Genomic DNA, 17,308 nt, shown 5'->3' with positions numbered 1-17,308 from the left:
TAAAAAACACTAAAAAACACTAAAAAACAGTTGCACCCTGAATTTAAAGCCCGCTGAAGCGGGCTCTTTAAGGTTTTTGGAGGGCTTGGATCACTGCCCCTAAAAATCGGGTGGCTTCTCCGCCGGTAACTGCTCGGTGATCAAAACTTAAAGACAAAGGTAGGAGGCGATGGATTTCTGCTTTACCTTTAGTTGCTACAACAGCCTCATATAAACGCCCCACAGCCAGAATTGCAACCATAGGAGGGACTATAATTGGGCTGGCAAAGCGGCCGGCAAATTTGCCAAAATTCGAGAGAGTAATGGTTGCACCTTTTAACTTTTCAGGTGCTACAGCACGATCCTGTACAGCTTGTTTATAATCATTAATCATTTGACGTAATTGTTCGTCTGAACAGCTTGCTGTGTTATGGATTACGGGTACAAATAAGCCTTCACTACTGTCCATTGCCAAACCTAAATGGACTTCATTAAAACATTTACGTGCGCTATGAGCGGTATCGAACCATGCATTAAGAGCAGGCTCTTCTTTGCAGGCGTGAGTTATTGCTCTAATCAGTCGGACAGTAATGTCAGTCTCCGGCTGCCAACTATGAATATCTGCTTCATCAAAAATGCTTACAGGCACAACTTCCTGATGCGATTGCATCATGCTATTAAGCATAGCGCGACGTACGCCCCGTAAAGCTTCGAAGCCTTCAGGAAGTTGAGCTTTTTTATTGGCAGCTGCTTGAACATCCTCTCGGGTAATAACGCCATGTTCACCGCTACCACTTAATGTATTAAGAGCGACTCCCAATTTTTTAGCCAGCAAGCGTACCGCAGGTGTTGCTTTTGCTCGTTGCGACGTGGTGCGTCCCGCTCCAATGGTAAAATTATCATCTGAAATATCGGTGCTTTCTTCAAGATTACCAACCACAGTTCCTTTATCAACACGTGGTGCATCTGTGGCTGCAAAAGCGACTAAGGGCTCACCTGTTTTAATAACATCACCAGGCTTGCCAAATAATTTCACAATAGTTCCACCTTGCGGGCAGGGCACATCGACGACTGCTTTGGCTGTTTCCATTGATACCAAAGGTTGGTCAAGAGTTACGGTATCACCTTCTTTGACAAACCATTCATGAATTTCAGCATCGGGCAAACCTTCGCCCAAATCAGGCAAATTGAAAATATTCATTATCACTCCATTATACTCATGACACTGTCTTTGATTCGTGCAACACTTGGTAGATAGTGTTTTTCTAGTTGAAAATAGGGCATGACTACATCGTAGCCAGTTACTCGCTGAACCGGCGCCAGTAAGTCGGGCAGCAAGTTTTCCATTAATTGTGCCGAGATTTCTGCACCAACACCACAGGTTTTTGCTCCTTCATGGACGATGACACATCGCCCTGTTTTTTCAACGGATGCAAGTATGGTTTCGATATCCAGTGGCTTGATAGTAGCCACATCGATTACTTCACAGGAGATCCCTTCTTCATTCAACTGTTTGGCCGCTTGTAAAGTCTCGTGCATGCTGGCTCCCCAGCTGATTAAGGTTACATCATCACCTTCTTGTAAGGTAAAGCACTTACCTAGGGGTAAAGCTTGACCATTATCTTCAACGGGTTGCTTAACCAGGCGATAAATTCGTTTGGGCTCGAGAAAAACAACGGGATCAGGGTTCCTGATAGCTGCTAATAGTAAGCCATAAGCTCGTCTAGGTGAGGAAGGAATAACGACCTGCAATCCCGGAATATGAGCAAATAATGCTTCGGTGCTCTCGGAGTGGTGCTCAGGTGCACGAATTCCCCCACCAAAGGGAGCACGAAATACTAATGGACAATGCAGGCGGCCGCGGGTTCGATTTCGCATACGAGCGGCATGGGAAATAATCTGATTCATTGCCGGATAAATGAAACCCATAAATTGAAATTCGGCAACAGGTTTCAAACCTTGTACAGACATTCCTACAGCAAGTCCTGCTATCATCGATTCAGCAAGTGGGGAATCAAAAACACGATGTTCACCAAAACGATCTTGTAAGCCAACAGTCGCACGGAATACACCGCCGTTTTTACCTACATCCTCGCCAAATACAATGACATTTTCATCATGAGCCAGTTCATAAGCTAATGCTTGGGTAACTGCCTCAACTAGGGTTATATCAGGCATGAGCTGCTTCCTCCATTGCTATTGCTCGTTGCTCAACCAGATAATCTGGTAGTTCAGCATAATGGTAATCAAAGGCACTACTAATAGGTTGAGGGGTACGTTCCAAGTATTCGTCTACGGCCTGCTGAACAAGTTCACCGCATTCTTTGAGAAGCTGTTCTTCTTGTGTTTTATCCCATAAGTTCTGTTGTTCTAAAAAGTGCCTAAAGCGTGCAATTGGTTCTTTTAGTTTTGCCTTCTCAACCTCTTCTTGTGGTTGATAACGAGTAGCATCATCAGCTGTCGTATGATCGCAGAGCCTATAAGTTAACGCTTCAATTAAAGTGGGTCCTTGGCCAAGACGTGCTTTTTCTATTGCTTCACCGATAACCTGACGACAAGCAAGTATGTCATTGCCATCTATTTGGGTACCTGCAAATCCAGCAGCAATGGCTTTTTGAGCAACAGTTTGACTGGCTGTTTGTTTGGAAAGTGGCACTGAAATAGCCCATTGGTTATTATTAACAATAAAAACCACAGGTAATTTCCAGGTTCCTGCTACATTCATTGCTTCGTAGAAATCACCCTCTGAGGTACCTCCTTCACCAAGACATACCACCGCAACGCGTGCTTGCTTTCGGTATTTGAATGCAAAAGCAACACCTGCCGCATGTAAGCATTGTGAGGCAATAGGCACGCAGATGGGCAAATCTTCTGAATCACAAGCGAATTGACTACCCCGCTCATCACCTCCCCAGTAAGCTAGAATCTCTGACATTTTTACGCCGCGTTGAAATTGGGCAGCATAATCACGATAGTAGGGAACGAATACATCTTCTGGTCGCATAGCGTGACCTATCGCTGTTGAAATGGCCTCTTGACCGTTAATGGGGGCATAAGTCCCCATCTTACCAGTACGTTGCAAGGCAATTGCTTTTTTATCAAAGGTTCTTGTACGTACCATGATGCGATAGAGTTCTTGTAACAACGTTTTATCGCTAGCAAAAGAAGGCAGGGTAACGCAAGGTTCACCTTGTTCATTAATAATTTGGGTGAAAGGTATTTCAAATCGAGCAACTGTTGTCACGGCTTGTCTCCTTGTTAACAACGCCGCCATAGAATACTCACAATTTTTTGCAAAAACCAGATTATGTTTACAATTCTGTAATACGCTGGTGAAAAAGCTGATTAATTCCGGTTATGACTGTTAAAAAATAAGTTATAATTGCGCTGCTAGTCATTTAGAGTTTTGCAAATTATAACCTAGAAATCAGGGTGTTATTGTTGAGTATCTTCCCTTTAGAATATAATGATAATCTCATAGGAAATTATCAAAAAATGAGTCAATTGCCCGGCTTTGTACTCTTGGAGAGTAGTGACAGAGTTCGAGGGCGTTATGATATTCTTAGTGCCTATCCTTATGAACAATTCAGAGTCGAGCGTCACCTAACTAATTTATGTAATCCATTTAAGGAATTACAAAAGCGAGTTCCTTTAATTTCCTCCAATATCGATTTACCTTTTCAAGGTGGAGCAATTGGTTATTTTTCTTATGATTTTGCTGCAAGTCTGGCGGGTATTAATTCGACGACACAACCTACATTGACTGATATGCCTCTGGTGGATATGGGATTGTATGATTGGGCTATTATTACTGATCATAGGTTAAAGAAAGTCAGTTTATTTGCAGCGAATAGTTGCACCGACACCGCTTCAATTGTCGAAGAAATAAAAATGCTATGGCAGGGCAGAACGCAACAGTGTAAGTCGTTTAGTTGGAGTGGCTTCTTTGCACCGCTACTTAGCAAAGCAGAGTACCAAGAAGCATTTAAAAGCATTTATCAGGATTTGCAACAAGGTCGATGTTACCAAGTGAATTATACACAGCCTTTTAATGCCTGTTACGAGGGCGATTCTTGGGAAATGTATAAACGGGTAAGATTAACTAATCCCGTACCGTATTGTGCCTTTATGCGTACTAACTCAGGGGATCTTCTTAGTTTTTCACCAGAACGATTTCTAACTGGCGATCAAGGGCATTTATTAACATCCCCTATAAAAGGAACTGAAAGACGAGCTGCCAATTATTGGGATGATGCACTATTGCGGGAGCGGTTGTTAGCAAGTAGTAAAAATCGTGCTGAGAATATTATGATCGTAGATTTGTTACGTAATGATTTAGGCAAAATTGCGCGGCCAGGATCTGTACGGGTAAATGCTTTATGTGAGGTGGAAAGTTATCAATCGGTGCATCATCTAGTCAGTCATATCGAAGCGCGAAGTCAGGATGGTATTAGTTCCTGGCAAGCAATAGAAGCCTGCTTTCCAGGAGGGTCTATTACAGGAGCACCCAAATTAGAGTCCATGCATGTTATTGCGGAACAAGAACCTTACTCTCGTGGTGTATATTGTGGTAGTTTAGGTTATTTTTCTCGACATGGCCGCTTTGATAGCAATATTGCCATACGTACTGTAACCGCTTGTAATGACGTTTTGCATTTAGCGGCAGGTGGCGGCATCGTGATTGATTCCAACTGGGAAGATGAGTATCGTGAATGTTTCACAAAAATTGCCGCAATTGTAAATGGATTAATAAGTGAATAAATTAGAAACTCCGAAAGAGGCTGGCGTAATAGTGATGCACGATTTAACCACTGACTCTTTAGTGTTAACTCAACGAAGCACGGAGATGCCTGAACATCCAGGCGAAATTTGTTTTCCCGGTGGTCGTTGGCAAGAAGGTGATGATAATTTGTATGCAACTGCTTTACGCGAGTTAAGAGAGGAGTTGGATATAGATTCCTCTCGCATACAGTTGCAAAGAAGTATGGCTCTTGAGCGTACTTTAACCGGTTATATTATTCAACCATGGTTGGTTACTATTGAATCAATAGATCCTTATAAAGCTAATTTAGCGGAGGTGTCAGCTGTGTTTAGTCTACCTCTTGCCGAAGTTAGTAATTTGTCGAATTATCAAGAGGTTACTGTGAAGCGTTATGGAGTAGATATTAAAAGCTATCAATATATGGCTAGTACTTATTTTGTCTGGGGTGCAACAGCGCGTATTATGATGCAGTTAAGCAAAAAGCGAGTGATGGAGTAGAAGTATCATCCCTGCTTTTAAAAAACAGGGAATGAGCAATGGAGAGATAAGGTATTAAGCAATACTGATTTCTTCGTTTTCTTTATTTTCTTTATCCTTTAGGGCTCGGCGTAAAATTTTACCAACATTTGTTTTTGGTAATTCCTTGTAAAATTCAATAATTTTAGGCACTTTGTAAGCCGTAAGATGTTCGCGGCAATGAGCAATGATGGCTTCCTCAGTCAGTGCAGGGTCTCGTTTAACAATACAAGCTTTTACCCGTTCACCTGATTCAGAGTCTATAACCCCCACCACACCTACTTCAAGAACGCCTGGGTGCATGCCAATAACCTGCTCAACTTCATTAGGGTAGACATTAAAACCTGACACGACGATCATATCTTTTTTACGATCAACTAAATAAATAAATCCTTTTTCATCAATGCGGGCAATATCCCCTGTTTTTAAAAAACCATCCGGAGTAAAGACCAAAGCTGTTTCGTCTGGACGTTGCCAATAACCGCGCATAACCTGCGGCCCCTTAACACACAATTCACCCGCTTTATCAAAATCGACTTCGTGATTCATTTCGTCTCTAATGGAAATGTCTGTCGACGGCAGAGGCAGGCCTATACTGCCATTATATTCTTCCAGGTACATAGGGTTGATAGTTACAGCAGGACTGGTCTCGGTTAAGCCATAGGCTTCCAATACACGAGTTTTAGTGGTTTCACGCCATTTAAGCGAGACGCTTTTTTGTAAGGCCATCCCCCCTGAGAGGGCAAGTTTGAGCTTTGAAAAATCAATGTCTTTGAAATTAGGGTGATTTAAAAGAGCATTAAATAAAGTATTAACACCGGTAATTGCTGTAAAACCGCTGTTTTTTATCTCGGCAATAAAATGAGGAATATCACGTGGATTGGTTATCAAGATGTTCTTAGCGCCGGCTTTTAGAAAAGTCAGGCAATTGGCAGTAAGAGAAAAAATATGATAGAGGGGAAGTGCGGTAATAATGATATCTTGGCTATCAACCTTTAAAGGGGATATCCAGGCGGAAGCTTGCAGTACATTGGCTACCATATTGCCATGAGTGAGGATAGCTCCCTTGGCAACGCCGGTAGTACCTCCAGTGTATTGTAGAAAAGCAATGTCTTCATGGTTCAATTTTACTTCTTGTAAATGACCCTGTTTCCCTAGTTCTAATGCGTCATTGAAGCGAGTTGCATGGGGGATGCTATAGTTAGGAACCATTTTTTTAATATATTTGACAACTGCATTGACAATGACTCTTTTAAAGAGCGGGAAAATATCGCCAATTTGGGTAATAACGACATGTTTAACAGTAGTCATATGAGCCAAGGCCTTTTCCACCGTTTTAGCAAAATTAGCCAGCACTATAATCACTTCTGCCCCTGAGTCATTCATCTGGTGGGCTACCTCATCCGACGTATAGAGAGGATTGGTATTAACAACAACGAAACCTGCTCTTAAGGCTGCGAACAAGGCAATAGGATACTGCAATAAATTAGGCATCATGAGCGCAATGCGTGCGCCTTTTTTTAAACCAAGTTGTTGCAGGTATATCGCAAACTGACGACTTTTAAGCTCTAGTTCACTGTAACTCAACTCACAACCTAAGTTGACATAGGCTATTTGTTCAGAATACTGGCGGCATGAATCTTCAAATAAAGCAACAATAGATGAGTGCTTACTGCTATCGATTTCATAAGGAACGCCTGCTTGATAGTGTTCTAACCAGACTTTATCCACGTTGATGTCCTTCTGTTATTGATCCCCTCGTGATAGTATAAACAAAAAACAAGGTGATGGATATCGGAGTTATGGCGGATAATTTATTGAAATCACAAGCATTTAAACTTAAAGGCAGATTATATACTTTTACTGTTTTACAATTATTATCCAGTAATAGAATATTATTTGAACAGCAACTAAATGAAATAGTCGCCAAAGCACCTCGCCTCTTTGATAGAACACCGATTGTTTTGGACTGCAGTGTTCTCGAGGAAAATGATGTTGATCTGCAGGACTTGTGTCAGTGTATGCGCGAGTACAATTTGTTACCGGTCGCTATTCAGGGTGCGAATCCTTTGCTGACAACGATTGCTCAATGCCAGGGATTAGCTGTTTTGCATGCTTCATCTACTCACGATAAACCGTTGATTGAAGAGCCTTCTGGCGAGTCAACGGCAGTGAGTGAATCGTCCAAAACCAAGTTGCAAACAACGCCTGTCCGCTCGGGACAGCAAGTAGTGAGTAAGGGCGGTGATTTGGTAATTACAGCCTCAGTCAGCCATGGTGCGGAGCTGCTTGCAGATGGCAATATTCATGTTTATGGTAGTTTGCGTGGTAGGGCATTGGCTGGTCTATCCGGGGATACGCAAGCAAGAATTTTCTGCCAATCTTTAGAGGCTGAGTTGGTGTCTATTGCGGGTTTTTATCGTTTAAGTGATGCGATTGAGCCTCATTCCGGGCCTTGCCAGGTCTATTTACAAGATGAGCATATTTGTATAGAGCCTCTATGATAGAACGTATGCTGCGCTTTGTTCGATTTAAGCAAAATGGTTTAAATTTGGATCATGGTGGTATCATCTACTCGTCTAAACAGCCTCTGCGAAGCATTGAAAAACGACCGCTGATGACCGCCACGACAAAGAAGCCTGACGATCGTTTGGCTGCAGTGTTTATTTCGGATTTACATTTACACCCCGAAGCGTCTTTAATTACAGCACGCTTTAATCGCTTTATCGAATGGGCAGCGCAAAATACCAAGGTTGTTTATATTCTAGGTGATTTTTTTCATGCCTGGGCTGGTGACGATAGTATTGATTCCTGGTCCAAATCGATCGCAAAACGTCTATTCTGGTTATCGCAACAACAAGTAACTATCTATTTTATGCACGGCAATCGTGATTTTTTGCTAGGAAAAGCGTTTGCTGATTTGGCGGGAATGATTATTCTTCCTGAGCCTGCCATTATCCAATTAGGTGATACGAGAATATTATTAGTTCATGGGGATCGATACTGTACTAATGATAAAGGCCATCAATGGTTTAGACGTTTAACGCGAAATCGATGGTTTAGCCACTTTTTTTTGCGTTTTCCCTATAAAGTCCGGGCTCAATTAGTTAGCAAGATCAGACAACACAGTCAAACAAATCGAAGTAAACCCTATAGTAAAATGGATGTCGTTGTATCGGATATGATAGAACATATGCAGAAATATAAAGTAGCTAATTTAATTCATGGGCATACACATAAGCCAGGCTTAATAAATCATTGTTATAATGAAATTATGTATAGTCAATATGTGCTAAGTGATTGGGATGACAACCCCATGCTTCTGTGTTATGATGAATCAATAGGTATATTTTTTAATCAACTGGAATTAATAGAGGTATCTCGCTATGCCAACTCCTGAAGAAACGAAACAGGAACAAATCAAGACATTAGCAGCCAAGGAGGACGAGGGTGCTTTACAAGGCATGCTGCAAAATGAGCAACGAGCAAAGCAGCAGCAGATGAAAGAAGAATTAAATAATATGGGTAGGGAAAAACGGCGTGCTAAAGGGAAGGATTACTGGGATAAAGTTAATAAAAATGCTGATACTCTCATGGGCGATGGGATGAAAGGCTATAATGATTGGGTTTCTGGTATGAACGCCATTGTTAATACAATGATGGACTTGGCTATGGCTATGTCGCTGGATCCGATTGGTGATAGTGACTATGCAGCAGTGGGAATGTTGAAATTTGTAGCAGAAGCAGGCAATGATTTAGTTCTAAAACCGCTGGTCTCACTGGTACCTTATAACAAGGAAATAGGGCAATTCGCTGAGGGTGTAGGCGCGCTCGTTTCCGATAAAGTTGGTAACACCCGTGTTGGTAGTGCACTTGGTTTAGGAACAAGAGTCCCTGATGTTAAATTTAGTGTGAATGTCGACGACGAAGGGCATTTGGTTTCTTGCGCGACCAAAGATGGAGAGCCTTTTGGAGAAGCGGAGCAAATGCGTTTTGATGCGGGATTGGTTGCATGGGCAAAAACACACGGCTATACCAATCAACCCGATCCTAATCATCCTGGCAAGGTCGTATTAAAACAAACAGAGAGCCTGGGAGGACAGCCACCCACTAACGCAATCATGACTACAGCACAATTCAAAGAGCTTAGTGAAGGCAGGGCGCCTGACCAACCGGCTAATACTGGCTTAAAAAGCTTTATGGAAGGACGCTATAATATCAATATGAAATATGAGCCACCTCAAGAGCCACGCTCTGGAATGACCATATAATAAGGTCTGTTGACCCTCGTTTTAGATAGGTATTCCGCTGTGAAAACGGAATACCTGATCAGTATTATTAATTAGTTCGTTTTCGACGGTAATAAAAAAATCCAGCCGCTTGCTAATATCGCCTCCATAAAGTTTTGCCAGATGCAAATAATCTTGAAAATGGCGTGCTTCAGATTTCACAAGCGAACTATAAAATCTACTTAACTCGTCATCTTCCAGTCTAGGAATCAAAGCGTTAAAGCGCTCACAAGATCGTGCTTCAATAAGTGCACCAATAATTAATTGATCACGTAAACGCTCCCGGGTATTTTCTTTGGGTACAAAACGATGCATTTGTTGTGCATAATTAGAGGGATGAAGAGGTCCAAATTTAATGGACCGCGCCTTCAGCAAATTGACTACCTTTTCAAAATGTAGTAATTCTTCACGCGCCAAAGGAGACATAACTGCGACTAACTCTTGCTTCTCCGGGTATTTACTAATGAAATTGATTGCTGTGGCTGCTGCTTTTCGCTCACAATGTGCGTGATCCACCAGTAAGGTTGTTAAGTTTGATACAGCAGCATCCAACCAGGCAGTAGGGGTGGGTGTACGAATAAAATCAATTAAAATTTGCAATTCATTGGTAAGTGAGCTTAGCATGAGAAATATACATTATACTATTTGATAAGAGTGCGTTATATCACAGTCTGTTGCAAAATCAAGTTGGATGAATAATGAGCGAAAAACAAGCAGAAAGCGATTTGTCAATGTGGTATTCAACCTATGGTTTAATAACCGCAGAACGTATTTTAGAAAAATGTAAAATTAAACTCCCGCAAGAAGATCTGTTTGCTGCGGTCAAAAACCCCAATAATTTTTATCATCGTTTGCTACGTGTTCCCATGAAAAACGTATTTAACGGGATTATCTTGCAGCAAGCCCATGATTATCAGGTTTATGCACAAAAATTGTTTGTTGATTATTTGCTGTCCGGTGAAACGGCCAAAGATGAGGAATCGCCTGGTGGTTTGACCAGAGATGATTTGGAGGCGATGCGTAAAAAACTTGTAGAAATGGGGGATGAATTTCATCAATTGGAATTTGCTCAGGATAAATTGATTGCCGAAAGCCAGCATAGTCTTATCAAGCATGCTTCTGAATGGAAAAAAATTCTTCAAGGTATTGCAAAAAAAATTAAGCCTGCTTTGCCGTTAGTTGGCGGAGATAAAAGTGATGAAAAAATTATTCAGGCAATTAATCACTTGATTATTAAAGAAAATACTGCGCCGGGAGAAACCGTCAGCTTTAAGAGTAGTATCTGGGGTGATTTGGAAAAAATTTTGGGTCAAAGCATAGGAAATGAACTTAAACAATTAATCGTGGAGGAGCTTGTCAAGTTAACTGAATTTGCTGAGTCAATAGAGGCATCTTTGGTGAATTTTATAGAGCGTGTTTCGGATGCTGGGCGAAGTTTGCGCCAATACCGTACTGATTTTTATAATTTGATACTACGAGTCAATGAATTGATTCAATTACTACCAGAATATCGTGTAAATCCGGAACAAACAGAAGAGAACCGTGAATCACTCTATTTTGATGCCGATCTTGGCGAACAATGAATTTATATTGGCTACTACGCTATCAGATCGTGTATAATACCGCGCTTTAATCTTAGAAAATTGGAGTGCGTTATGGCAAAAGAGTTAACCCTATCTATCATCAAACCTGATGCAGTGGCTAAATCAGTCATTGGCCAAATTTATTCTCGCTTTGAGAAAGCTGGCTTAAACATTGTGGCTGCAAAAATGATGCATCTTTCTCGAACACAGGCAGAAGGATTTTATGCTGTTCATAAAGCGCGTCCTTTTTTTAACGATTTAGTGTCTTTTATGATTTCAGGTCCTGTAATGATTCAGGTTTTAGAAGGCGAAAATGCGATCATCAAAAATCGTGATTTAATGGGCGCGACTGATCCTAAGAAGGCGGATGCAGGTACTATTCGTGCTGATTTTGCTGACAGCATTGATGCAAATGCAGTTCACGGTTCTGATAGTCCTGAAACGGCTGCTCAAGAAATTGCTTATTTCTTCGAACCACATGAAATTTGCAAAAGATAATTGTTGTTTGAGGTAATGTGATGAGTCAAAAAATCAATTTGTTGGATTTTAATTATCAGCAACTGCGCAATTTTTTTAATGAGATTGGTGATAAGCCATATCGTGCGCAGCAAGTAATGCAATGGATCCATCAGGCTGGTTTTCATGATTTTTCGCAAATGACTAATTTGGGTAAGTCGCTCCGAGAGCGGCTTAGCCTGCTGGCTGAAATTCGTTTACCAGAAATTGTAACTTGCCAGAAATCTGCTGATGGCACTCATAAGTGGTTACTGAAGTTGGATTGTGGGAATTGTATAGAAACTGTTTTTATTCCTGAAGCAACGCGGGGGACTCTCTGTGTATCATCGCAAGTTGGTTGCGCATTAAATTGCAGCTTTTGTTCCACTGCTAAACAAGGGTTTAATCGAAATTTGAGTACAGGGGAAATTATCGGCCAGGTCTGGTTAGCTGTGCGTGAATTATCACAACAGAATGGAGCACATGATAAGCGAGTTACCAATGTAGTCATGATGGGGATGGGCGAGCCTCTGCTCAACTTTGATAACGTTGTAGCGGCAATGGATATCATGATGGATGATTTTGCCTACGGTTTATCCAAGCGACGGGTTACTCTGAGTACTTCCGGTGTTTTGCCAGAATTAGAGCGTTTGCGTGAAGCCAGCCCAGTCGCACTGGCTGTTTCCTTACACGCACCTAACGATGAATTGCGTAACGAATTAGTGCCTATCAATAAAAAATATCCCTTGGCAGAATTAATGGCTTTATGCAAACGCTATTTTAAAAATGAACCTAAAAGAAAGGTAACGTTTGAATATGTGATGCTTAAAGGGGTTAATGACCAGCCTGAGCATGCTGCCCAATTGATTAAATTATTGCGCGATGTTCCTGCGAAAGTGAATCTAATACCTTTTAATCCTTTCCCTATGACGCAATATCAACGTTCTTCGCAAGCGACTATTGATGCCTTTCGGGAAAAGCTAATAGCCAAAGGAATTAACACGATTACACGTAAAACAAGAGGCGATGATATTGATGCAGCCTGTGGTCAATTGGCTGGCGAGGTAAAGGATAGAACAAGTCGCTCTAGGCGCTGGCAAAAATTACACTTTGTGCCTAAGACGGCCACTAACGAGATTGACGAAAAGAGTGCATAAAGCTTTTTAAATTTATCTGTTCACGGTTATAATGGCCAATCCTTTAATGCCATGTGACAATTGTGTTGAACTTATTACGCTTTTTACCTTGGTTAATTTTCCTGTTGTTACAAGCTTGTCAACAGAATAATGACATAAGGGCAGAACAACTACAGAAACGTAATGAGGCAGCATCCTATAATACTCAGCTTGGTTTGGCTTATTTAAAACAGGGTGATAGGCCACGAGCAAAGCGGAAGTTGCTTACCGCACTGGACTTGGCGCCTGATTCCGCTGATGTGAATGTAGCGATGGCTTATTATCTTGAAAAAACAGGGGAAGTAAGGAAAGCGCAGGTGTTCTACCAGAAGGCTTTAGTTCTGGCGCCAGATAGTGGTGCCCAACTGAATAATTATGGAACTTTTTTATGTCGCCTTGGGCATTATAAAGAGGCAGAACGTTATTTTCTAAAAGCAGCGAATGATATTCACTACATTCATACAGCTGCAGCCTATGAAAATGCTGGATTATGTGCGGCGGCAGTACCTGATTATTCTAAGGCGAAACATTATTATTTAAAGGCATTGCAACAGGATCCGCGTCGAAAACAAGCGCTTTACGAGTTAGCTGCTATCGAGCTTAAAGAGAAACATGCAAGTAAGGCATTGGAATATATGCAAAAATATCCTGCGCTTTCATTGACTGACCCTAACATACTTGCAATGGGTGTGGAAGCAGCGCGTCAAGCAGGAAAAAGGAATATTGAAGGGGAGTATAAACAGCGTTTGGCTAGATTGACTAATTATACGGACTATTATACCGGAGCAAAAAATGAATACGATAGTAGCAATGGATGAAATTCATAACGGTAATCGAGAAAATCCTGGCTTGCAGTTAGCTCGTGTACGTGAAAAAAAGGGCTATAGCCAGGAGTATGTTGCAGCTAAATTGCATTTGCGAGTTCGACTTATTGAATTGTTGGAAGCCGATGATTACCAGCAAATGCCAGAACCTGTTTTTATTAAGGGTTATATCCATGCTTATGCCAAGTTACTTGGGATACCATCGCAGCCGCTCTTGGAAACCTTTAATAGTCTCTATTCAACGGAAGCAAAGCCTGAGAAAGCATTGTGGCAAAGTAAGCGGGAATCGAATAAAGGAGAACGTCTGGTGCGTTGGTTAACCAGTTTGGTTGCTATTGCTGTGATTGTTGCTGTAAGTATTTGGTGGCAAAAAAATAAAGATAGTCAGCAATTGTTTACTGCAAAAAATACTCATACTGACGCCTTATCGAATAAGGCCGAAACGGATATTCGTTTAACAGATCTATCAAAAATGCGCTCTATGCTTTCAACTAGCCCCAGCCCATCTGGCCCGGCTACACCTTTGGAGACACATGGTGGGTGAGAGAATTCAAGCTGTAAGGGGTATGAATGATGTTTTACCTCATCAAACGATGTTGTGGCGCTTGCTTGAAAAAATTTTCATCCAGTGTTTGTTGCAATACGGTTATCAAGAAATTCGTTTTCCTTTGGTGGAAAGTACGCAATTATTCAAACGCACTATCGGTGAAGTAACTGATATTGTTGAAAAAGAGATGTATACGTTCACCGACTTGAATGGTGATAGTTTGACTCTAAGGCCAGAAGGTACTGCGGGTTGTCTTCGTGCTTGTCTGGAACATGGCTTGTTACATAATCAGCAGCAAAAACTTTGGTATATGGGACCAATGTTTCGGCATGAAAAACCGCAGAAAGGGCGTTACAGGCAATTTAATCAGTTTGGTGTTGAAGCCTTGGGTATAGAGGGTGAAGCTATCGAATTGGAACTCATTGCAATCTGCCAGCGTTTATGGACTGCTTTGGGAATTAGTAGCCTGGTTCATTTACAAATTAACACCCTCGGAGAGTTAAGTGAGCGGCAACAGTATAGAGAGGAATTGGTTGATTATTTTACCACCCATTTTGATCAGCTCGATGAGGATAGTAAACGGCGTTTGGATAGAAATCCATTACGTATTCTTGATAGTAAAAATCCTGACATGCAGGCTTTGCTGGGTAAAGCACCTAAACTAATGGATAGTCTTGGTCCGGAGAGCCAAAAGCGATTTGCTAATTTATGCGAAGGCCTTACTAAAATGGGTATAGCCTATTCTGTTAATCCTTTATTGGTTCGTGGCTTGGATTATTATGGCCATATGGTTTTCGAATGGGTTACTGATCAACTGGGGAGTCAGGCTACAGTTTGTGCGGGAGGACGTTACGATGTCCTGGTTGAGCAGCTGGGAGGCAATGCGACACCGGCAGTTGGTTTTGCCATGGGTGCTGAACGTTTACTGTTATTATTACAAAACTCTCCAACAATAGAGATCCAGGAACCCAAAGCGTTATTTATTATTGCAGCAGGTGCGGACGCGATGAGTCAGGCTTTATTGCTTGCTGAAGAGTTGCGAAATACAAACCCAAACTGGCAAGTGATTACTAATACGGCAGGAGGCGGTTTTAAAAGTCAATTTAAAAAAGCGGACAAGAGTGGGGCTGAGTTTGCGTTAATCCTCGGGGAAGATGAGGTTAGGCAAGGAGTAATTGGGGTTAAAAATTTGCGTAGTCATGAAGAACAGGCAACCATTCCACAACGGGAATTGAGCAAGTACTTACAAGACTGTCTGGGAAGGTAGTGGGAGATAATTATGTCGGTTTATATGACAGAAGAAGAGCAGTTAGAAGCAATTAAAAAATGGTGGAACAAGTATAGTAATGTGATTACTGTGATCTTGTCGTTAGTGTTATTAACTGTTGCAGGTTTTAAATATTGGAACTGGCATGAGTCTAAAATGAGTATGCAAGCATCCAATGCTTACGAGCATCTTATGGTCGCTTTTTCTAACCAGGACAATAAAGGTGTCCGCTCCTATGCTAACCAACTCATGAATGAATACAGTGATACAGTATATGCAGATGCGGCTCGTTTGGCCTTAGCCAAACTCTTTGTTACGCGTGAAAAATATGAAAAGGCTAGAGAAAATTTAGACTATGTAGCTAAAAATTCAAAAATGACAGCCCTGAAGCAGGTGGCGAAAATTCGTATTGCGCGTTTGTTTGCTGCAGAAAAAGCGTATGATAAAGCGCTTGCCGAACTAACTACAATTGATGATATGGCTTATATGCCTGTTGTTAATGAGTTAAAAGGTGATATTTATGCGGCTACAGGAAAATATCAACAAGCGATCGTTTCTTATAAAGAAGCGATTACGGAAGTGCGAACAAATGGTATGGGTAACCTTTTCCTGGAAATGAAAACAAATGAATTAGCTGCTCTTACTCAATCCATGAAAACCAAAAACAATGCTTTACAAGCTGCTTGATATAAAGAGGTCATATGTTGCTTATTAACAAAAAATTGGTGGTTTTAGGCGTCTGCGCATTATTACAAGCCTGCACCCAGGTTGATGATTATATGTTGGGTAAGGACAACACACCCACACCAACGCCTTTAGAACCTCTTAAAACCAAAGTAAGTTTAATTGAAAAATGGTCGGTTCCTGCTGGTGGGACCCAAAAAAATAACTCTAATTTAAAACTAAAACCGGAGATTAGAGGGAATATTATCTACACTGCTGACACAAGCGGTATAGTACAAGCTGTTGATAAAAACTCCGGTAAAGTGCTCTGGTCTAAAAAACTGGATAGCGGAATAGTAAGTGGTCCAACCGTTTCTGAGGGAGCTATTGCGGTAGGAACTGACACATCAAATATTATTTTGTTGAAACAGGTTGATGGAAGTGAGTTATGGCGAAATAAAGTGTCTGGAGAAGTTTTGTCCAAACCAGTTATTGCCAATAATAAAGTCATTGCTAAAACTATCGACGGTAATCTGTATGCTTTCGATATTGTAAAAGGCGAAAAACTGTGGATCTCTGATCATGGAGCGCCCAGTTTAATTTTAAAAGCGAGTTCTTCACCGGTTATTTTTGACAATAAGTTGGCTTTGGTAGGGTATTCTGATGGTAGGATGGATGCTGTTGATCTCCAAACTGGTCGTCTGGTGTGGCAACGCAGTATCGCTTATGCAAGCGGTGCAAGTGATGTTGAGCGCTTGGTAGATATTGACGCAGACCCAATTGTGCGTGGACAAGTTGTTTATCTCGCCAGTTACCAAGGTTATGTCGGTGCACTCTCTCTCACCGATGGACAGTTTATATGGCGTAAACCAGCATCTGTTTATCGAAATATCACGATGGATAGTAAAACAGTGTTTTTAACTGATAGTGATGATGTAATTTGGGCTATTAACCGCCAAAATGGTCAAGTTAACTGGAAGCAGGTAGCACTGAAGGCTCATGGGCTTACTGAACCAGTGCTAATGGGGAATCGTTTAGTGGTTGGAGACAAGACCGGCTATCTACACATTCTCGCAACCGATAGTGGTAATTTGATCTCACGCGCGCAACTTGGCAGTGCGATTAATACGGCTCCTTCTGTTATTGGTAACAATATTTATGTAATGGCCGCTAATGGTAAATTAAGCCGTTTTTCTGTGAGTTAAATG

Annotated in this window: 18 protein-coding genes; 13 read left to right on the top strand and 5 right to left on the bottom strand. The window is 41.4% G+C overall.

Translation table 11 applies throughout. The features are described 5' to 3' along the window. Window positions 1–67: 67 nt before the first annotated feature. The 3 genes from ACN4Z1_RS10690 to pdhA are packed head-to-tail and all read right to left on the bottom strand — an operon-like array spanning window position 68 to window position 3,223. A complete protein-coding gene (locus tag ACN4Z1_RS10690; RefSeq protein ID WP_115221201.1) occupies window positions 68–1,180 on the bottom strand; it encodes a dihydrolipoamide acetyltransferase family protein in 1,113 nt (370 codons plus the stop codon). A 2-nt stretch (window positions 1,181–1,182) separates the two neighbouring features. Further along, window positions 1,183–2,157 (bottom strand): alpha-ketoacid dehydrogenase subunit beta, encoded by a 975-nt coding sequence (locus tag ACN4Z1_RS10685; RefSeq protein ID WP_115221202.1) that lies wholly within the window; start codon window positions 2,155–2,157, stop codon window positions 1,183–1,185. Continuing rightward, on the bottom strand, window positions 2,150–3,223 hold the full coding sequence (pdhA, locus tag ACN4Z1_RS10680) for a pyruvate dehydrogenase (acetyl-transferring) E1 component subunit alpha (RefSeq protein ID WP_228364747.1): 1,074 nt from the start codon (window positions 3,221–3,223) through the stop codon (window positions 2,150–2,152). Before pdhA ends, ACN4Z1_RS10685 begins: the two co-directional genes overlap by 8 nt. Before the next feature lie 197 nt (window positions 3,224–3,420). Here pdhA and pabB point away from each other — a divergent pair, with 197 nt between their 5' ends. Together pabB and ACN4Z1_RS10670 are read left to right on the top strand one after the other, a co-directional pair. Further along, window positions 3,421–4,740: an aminodeoxychorismate synthase component I gene (gene pabB, locus ACN4Z1_RS10675; protein WP_255673206.1), complete on the top strand. Its 1,320-nt coding sequence runs from the start codon at window positions 3,421–3,423 to the stop codon at window positions 4,738–4,740. After that, entirely contained in the window at window positions 4,733–5,239 is a 507-nt protein-coding gene (locus ACN4Z1_RS10670) for an NUDIX hydrolase (RefSeq protein WP_228364745.1), read from the top strand. The genes pabB and ACN4Z1_RS10670 overlap by 8 nt, the downstream gene beginning before the upstream one ends. A 54-nt stretch (window positions 5,240–5,293) precedes the next feature. Here the strand turns inward: ACN4Z1_RS10670 and ACN4Z1_RS10665 are convergent, their stop codons facing one another. Beyond that, window positions 5,294–6,988, bottom strand: coding sequence for an AMP-binding protein (locus ACN4Z1_RS10665; RefSeq protein ID WP_228364744.1), 1,695 nt, complete (start codon window positions 6,986–6,988; stop codon window positions 5,294–5,296). Window positions 6,989–7,059: 71 nt separating this feature from the next. Here ACN4Z1_RS10665 and minC point away from each other — a divergent pair, with 71 nt between their 5' ends. The 3 genes from minC to ACN4Z1_RS10650 all read left to right on the top strand — a co-directional run bounded on the left by minC (window position 7,060) and on the right by ACN4Z1_RS10650 (window position 9,528). Next, window positions 7,060–7,761, top strand: a complete 702-nt coding sequence (gene minC / locus ACN4Z1_RS10660) for a septum site-determining protein MinC (RefSeq protein WP_228365067.1) — start codon at window positions 7,060–7,062, stop codon at window positions 7,759–7,761. A 113-nt stretch (window positions 7,762–7,874) separates the two neighbouring features. Then, window positions 7,875–8,657, top strand: a complete 783-nt coding sequence (locus ACN4Z1_RS10655) for a UDP-2,3-diacylglucosamine diphosphatase (protein ID WP_228365066.1) — start codon at window positions 7,875–7,877, stop codon at window positions 8,655–8,657. Then, window positions 8,644–9,528 (top strand): hypothetical protein, encoded by an 885-nt coding sequence (locus ACN4Z1_RS10650; protein ID WP_228364743.1) that lies wholly within the window; start codon window positions 8,644–8,646, stop codon window positions 9,526–9,528. Before ACN4Z1_RS10655 ends, ACN4Z1_RS10650 begins: the two co-directional genes overlap by 14 nt. 21 nt (window positions 9,529–9,549) lie before the next feature. On the opposite strand, the gene ACN4Z1_RS10645 is transcribed toward ACN4Z1_RS10650, so the two are convergent. Then, a complete protein-coding gene (locus ACN4Z1_RS10645; protein WP_228364742.1) occupies window positions 9,550–10,170 on the bottom strand; it encodes a tRNA-(ms[2]io[6]A)-hydroxylase in 621 nt (206 codons plus the stop codon). A 74-nt stretch (window positions 10,171–10,244) separates the two neighbouring features. Between ACN4Z1_RS10645 and ACN4Z1_RS10640 the strand changes: the two genes are divergently transcribed. The 8 genes from ACN4Z1_RS10640 to bamB all read left to right on the top strand — a co-directional run bounded on the left by ACN4Z1_RS10640 (window position 10,245) and on the right by bamB (window position 17,305). Further along, window positions 10,245–11,129, top strand: a complete 885-nt coding sequence (locus ACN4Z1_RS10640; RefSeq protein WP_228364741.1) for a hypothetical protein — start codon at window positions 10,245–10,247, stop codon at window positions 11,127–11,129. A 72-nt stretch (window positions 11,130–11,201) separates the two neighbouring features. Then, window positions 11,202–11,627 carry a nucleoside-diphosphate kinase gene (ndk, locus tag ACN4Z1_RS10635; RefSeq protein WP_115221209.1) on the top strand — a complete coding sequence of 142 codons (426 nt, stop codon included), beginning with the start codon at window positions 11,202–11,204 and terminating at the stop codon, window positions 11,625–11,627. Between the two features lie 20 nt (window positions 11,628–11,647). Continuing rightward, window positions 11,648–12,781: a 23S rRNA (adenine(2503)-C(2))-methyltransferase RlmN gene (rlmN, locus tag ACN4Z1_RS10630; RefSeq protein ID WP_115221210.1), complete on the top strand. Its 1,134-nt coding sequence runs from the start codon at window positions 11,648–11,650 to the stop codon at window positions 12,779–12,781. Between the two features lie 62 nt (window positions 12,782–12,843). Then, the gene (pilW, locus tag ACN4Z1_RS10625) at window positions 12,844–13,617 is read left to right on the top strand and encodes a type IV pilus biogenesis/stability protein PilW (RefSeq protein ID WP_228364740.1); all 774 of its coding nucleotides are present in this window, start codon (window positions 12,844–12,846) and stop codon (window positions 13,615–13,617) included. Continuing rightward, window positions 13,592–14,167, top strand: coding sequence for a helix-turn-helix domain-containing protein (locus tag ACN4Z1_RS10620; protein WP_228364739.1), 576 nt, complete (start codon window positions 13,592–13,594; stop codon window positions 14,165–14,167). The genes pilW and ACN4Z1_RS10620 overlap by 26 nt, the downstream gene beginning before the upstream one ends. Then, window positions 14,157–15,437 carry a histidine--tRNA ligase gene (gene hisS / locus ACN4Z1_RS10615; protein WP_228364738.1) on the top strand — a complete coding sequence of 427 codons (1,281 nt, stop codon included), beginning with the start codon at window positions 14,157–14,159 and terminating at the stop codon, window positions 15,435–15,437. The genes ACN4Z1_RS10620 and hisS overlap by 11 nt, the downstream gene beginning before the upstream one ends. Before the next feature lie 12 nt (window positions 15,438–15,449). Next, on the top strand, window positions 15,450–16,124 hold the full coding sequence (locus tag ACN4Z1_RS10610) for a YfgM family protein (protein ID WP_228364737.1): 675 nt from the start codon (window positions 15,450–15,452) through the stop codon (window positions 16,122–16,124). A 14-nt stretch (window positions 16,125–16,138) separates the two neighbouring features. Then, the gene (gene bamB / locus ACN4Z1_RS10605; RefSeq protein WP_115221214.1) at window positions 16,139–17,305 is read left to right on the top strand and encodes an outer membrane protein assembly factor BamB; all 1,167 of its coding nucleotides are present in this window, start codon (window positions 16,139–16,141) and stop codon (window positions 17,303–17,305) included. The last annotated feature ends 3 nt before the right edge of the window (window positions 17,306–17,308 follow it).

Source organism: Legionella sp. ST3F1, assembly GCF_048553315.1.
Taxonomy (GTDB): domain Bacteria; phylum Pseudomonadota; class Gammaproteobacteria; order Legionellales; family Legionellaceae; genus Tatlockia; species Tatlockia donaldsonii.
The sequence above is the reverse complement of the archived record's forward strand: the minus strand, read 5'-3'. Positions and strand labels throughout refer to the sequence as shown.

Coding starts and splice junctions, on each gene's coding strand:
- ACN4Z1_RS10690 (WP_115221201.1), bottom strand. CDS start 1,180: ATGAATATTTTCAATTTGCCTGATTTGGGCGAAGGTTTGCCCGATGCT.
- ACN4Z1_RS10685 (WP_115221202.1), bottom strand. CDS start 2,157: ATGCCTGATATAACCCTAGTTGAGGCAGTTACCCAAGCATTAGCTTAT.
- minC (WP_228365067.1), top strand. CDS start 7,060: ATGGCGGATAATTTATTGAAATCACAAGCATTTAAACTTAAAGGCAGA.
- ACN4Z1_RS10655 (WP_228365066.1), top strand. CDS start 7,875: ATGACCGCCACGACAAAGAAGCCTGACGATCGTTTGGCTGCAGTGTTT.
- ACN4Z1_RS10650 (WP_228364743.1), top strand. CDS start 8,644: ATGCCAACTCCTGAAGAAACGAAACAGGAACAAATCAAGACATTAGCA.
- ACN4Z1_RS10645 (WP_228364742.1), bottom strand. CDS start 10,170: ATGCTAAGCTCACTTACCAATGAATTGCAAATTTTAATTGATTTTATT.
- ACN4Z1_RS10640 (WP_228364741.1), top strand. CDS start 10,245: ATGAGCGAAAAACAAGCAGAAAGCGATTTGTCAATGTGGTATTCAACC.
- ndk (WP_115221209.1), top strand. CDS start 11,202: ATGGCAAAAGAGTTAACCCTATCTATCATCAAACCTGATGCAGTGGCT.
- rlmN (WP_115221210.1), top strand. CDS start 11,648: ATGAGTCAAAAAATCAATTTGTTGGATTTTAATTATCAGCAACTGCGC.
- ACN4Z1_RS10620 (WP_228364739.1), top strand. CDS start 13,592: ATGAATACGATAGTAGCAATGGATGAAATTCATAACGGTAATCGAGAA.
- hisS (WP_228364738.1), top strand. CDS start 14,157: ATGGTGGGTGAGAGAATTCAAGCTGTAAGGGGTATGAATGATGTTTTA.
- ACN4Z1_RS10610 (WP_228364737.1), top strand. CDS start 15,450: ATGTCGGTTTATATGACAGAAGAAGAGCAGTTAGAAGCAATTAAAAAA.
- bamB (WP_115221214.1), top strand. CDS start 16,139: ATGTTGCTTATTAACAAAAAATTGGTGGTTTTAGGCGTCTGCGCATTA.